Origin of the sequence: uncultured Clostridium sp. (assembly GCF_937920395.1) — a bacterium.
In the GTDB taxonomy this organism is placed as follows: Bacteria; Bacillota; Clostridia; order Clostridiales; family Clostridiaceae; genus Clostridium_AD.
Genome location: NZ_CALEVF010000259.1, coordinates 1 through 2,763, shown reverse-complemented (window position 1 = coordinate 2,763; position 2,763 = coordinate 1). Strand labels below are relative to the sequence as shown.

The window sequence follows — 2,763 nt, the reverse complement described above, 5'->3', positions numbered from 1 at the left end:
TGAGATAGTAGATGAGATGATAAATAATTGTAATATATTAATAAATAAACTAAAGAGCTATAGCTTTAGTTAGGGGGAAAAGAGATTGAAGAGAGATATAAGAATAAACTATTCAGTCTTAGAGCGGATAAGTCTTAGTATAAAAAAATATAAGAATGCAATAGAAACAATAAAGGAAGTACTAAGTTTTGTTAATACCAAATTGCAAAGTGAAAATCAAGGTGAAGCAATAGAGGCATTAAAGGAAAATTATTCTGAGCTGGAAGGTGATCTAGAAGGATGTCAGGAAGAACTTAATGATTTATACATAGTATTTGACGGGTACATAAATGAAATGCAAGATATCATAAGGCCAGTTAGTTCATCTAGTATGATGCAGGTAGATAGAAATGATATATGGTGCAATATGCAGTCTATATTTCAGGCCTGCGATGAAGTAGGAATGCTTAAAATAAATGTTAGGACGGGAATGAGCCTTCCCAGCTTATTTCAAAGTGATGAAGAAAAAGCAAATGTACAAAAAAATAGTAGAATGATGGAAGACATAGGCGATGACATAAAATATTGTTATAATAGATTGAACGATAACAAAGATGAGCTAAAAAACATATATGACAAGAAGGTAGTTCCCTATGAGAATAAGGATGATGAATATAGCAGTAAAGCAGGTAAACTTTATTTTAAGTACACAAATACTTGGGAGAGTATCGTTGAGGAAGGTAAAGATTTTGCTTTAACAACAGTAGATTTAGGAAAAGGATTAGTTAAATTAGCAGGTGATGTATTAAAGGGTGTAGATGGTATAGTAAAAGGTAGTGAAGTAGTTGTTGGAGCCGGTTTAGGTGTTGTAATAAAATCAATGATGGGAACAGGAGATACACCTGATTGCTTAAAGAAGTGTATTACTGAAACTAAAGGATACGGTAAAACAGTGTCATCAGTATTGAAAGATCCAGTTATACTCGCAGAAGGAATGGCACAAAGTGCATCAGATACTGTAGAAGAAAAAGGAATAGCATATTCTACTTCATATGTGCTTGGTGGAGTACTTTTAACTAAAGGACTTAGTAAAGCCAGTTCTGTTTCTAAGGCTGGGGAAGTTGTGGATGTTGAGAAAGTTGTTACAAAGGTAGATGAAGGTAAAGCTATATTTACATATAAGAATAATCCTATGGATAATCCTAAGGCGGCGAAAGATATATTGGAGAGTCCAGAATGTATATATGGATATTCTCCAAAACCTGAATCTAGTTTAAGTAATTTTAAGGTAGATTGGACTAACCCAGATCAAGTAGCAGATGCAAAATTTCAAAGAATAAAATATCATGAAGGCCTTGAGATAGAAAAAACGAAACTAAATCTAGAAGGTCAGAATTTGTTGAATGAAGGATATTCAATCGAAGATATAGCTAGAATGAAAGTTAATGAACGAAATGCTCATAGAATAGATACATATATCCAAGATGGGAATTTAGAAGGATTAGAATCAATGAGAGCTAGAAACATGAGACAATATCAAAATCCAGATGGACCTACACCAGAGCAATTATTTAAAAAATATAGTTCATGGGAAGAAGTTATAAATTCATCTGTAAGAAGTAATCCTGGAATGGATGCTTGTACTGGGTTATATGATGTTTATAGGGGGAAATAAGAATGTTATCAGAAGAAAAAAAAATTAATAATACTGTATGGTATAAGTCAAATAAATGTTTGTATAGAGTTAAAAGTGATGAAAATGATGCCATAGTATGGGTTAATTATAATGGATTTAATATAGTTTTGCCTATGCTAATGTGGGATTTTAATGTTGAGATGGATGAAAATGATATACCAATCAAATTGGATATGCAATGGAATGAACATAGAGGATTTATTATTAATAAGGAAGATATTTTATATTTTATAGGTCTAATTAATTTCTTTCTTACAGAACGAGATCCGAACTCTATGGTGTTAAATGAGAGCTTTTCAGAAGAATGGTATAAGTAGCAAATATAAAGAAGTCACTATGTTACAGATTTATGTAATACAATTATAAAGAATATAAAAAGCCTACTTTTTATAAGGAGATTTTAAAAATACATGAAAGTGGTAATATTTCTTACGGATGGAAAGAAACACCTTCAAAAGGTTAATTCAAGCTTATTATGATTGTAAGGATAATAAAGATAAAAACGTATTAGTATTGATATGATAGTTAATAAATAATAACTAGATTTACAACAAATAGATAACTGATGGTATAAAATATAAGAAATAAATAATAATTAAAATAATTGATAGGATAAATTTCCTGCATAATTATAATAATTTAGTAAAACGAAGTGGAAGAGGATAAATGTAATTAATATGAAGAGCAAATATATAGTATAATTAAGAATAGAGTTAATGTTTCTAACAAAAGAAGCATTGTCTCTATTTTTATGTAAAACAATTGAGAGAAGATATAAGTATGAATAAGATAAACACATATTCCGAGCTTATTCCAAAGCGATGAAGAGAAGGCAAATGTACAAAAGAATAGTAGAATGATGGAAGGCATAGGCGATGACATAAAATATTGTTATAATAGATTGAATGACAACAAAGATGAGCTAAAAAATATATATGACAAAAAATAGTTCCATATGAGAATAAGGATGATGAATATAGCAGTAAAGCAGGTAAGATTTATTTTAAATACACAAACAATTGGGAGAGTATTGGTAAGCGATGGAACACATACCGTTCCCCTAAAAAACAGCTCCACATTAGCATGTG

Annotated in this window: 2 protein-coding genes; both read left to right on the top strand. The window is 30.2% G+C overall.

The window, feature by feature from the left end:
* The first annotated feature begins 85 nt into the window (after nt 1-85).
* Nucleotides 86-1,654 (top strand): hypothetical protein, encoded by a 1,569-nt coding sequence (locus Q0649_RS16815; RefSeq protein ID WP_298844694.1) that lies wholly within the window; start codon nt 86-88, stop codon nt 1,652-1,654.
* A 2-nt stretch (nt 1,655-1,656) separates the two neighbouring features.
* Nucleotides 1,657-1,992 (top strand): hypothetical protein, encoded by a 336-nt coding sequence (locus Q0649_RS16810; protein ID WP_298844691.1) that lies wholly within the window; start codon nt 1,657-1,659, stop codon nt 1,990-1,992.
* The last annotated feature ends 771 nt before the right edge of the window (nt 1,993-2,763 follow it).

What these genes read in the sequence shown, in the direction of transcription:
- Q0649_RS16810 (WP_298844691.1), top strand. Translation starts at nt 1,657, where the DNA reads ATGTTATCAGAAGAAAAAAAAATTAATAATACTGTATGGTATAAGTCA.